Below are 521 nucleotides of genomic sequence, written 5' to 3'. Positions count from 1 at the left end.
GCAACAGACCCCGCAGACAATAGCTCAGATCCTGCCACAGCGGTGGTAGATGCAGTTGCACCCGTGGTGAGCTTGGATGACTTGAGCACCAATGACCAAACACCAGCATTAACAGGAACGATTGATGATCCATTAGCGACCATCGTTGTGACTGTCGATGGTGTTGACTATCCAGCAACCAACAATGGAAATGGTACTTGGACGCTTGCAGACGATGAGGTTGCAGAACTCGCAGATGGTGATTATGAAGTAACTGTTACGGCTACAGACCCAGCAGGTAATGTTGGTACCACAACAGGTACAGTGACTATCGATACTGTTGCACCAGATGTACCCGTGATTGATCCAGTGAATGGAACCGATCCAATCACAGGAACAGCAGAACCTGGTACAACCGTTACGGTAACGTTCCCAGACGGCAGCGAAGTAGAAGCAGTTACAGACGAAGATGGTAACTGGAGTGTTCCAAACCCAGACAATCTTGAAGATGGTGATGAAATAACTGTGGTCGCAACAGACCC

At 48.9% G+C, this 521-nt stretch carries 1 protein-coding gene; it reads left to right on the top strand.

Features of this window, described 5'->3' with window-relative positions; genetic code table 11:
* On the top strand, positions 1-521 hold a 521-nt coding region (locus MMP72_RS15770), incomplete at both ends, for an Ig-like domain-containing protein (RefSeq protein ID WP_241406215.1).

Source organism: Acinetobacter sp. NIPH 2699, from assembly GCF_022549355.1.
Classification (GTDB): Bacteria; Pseudomonadota; Gammaproteobacteria; order Pseudomonadales; family Moraxellaceae; genus Acinetobacter.
The sequence above is the reverse complement of the archived record's forward strand: the minus strand, read 5'-3'. Positions and strand labels throughout refer to the sequence as shown.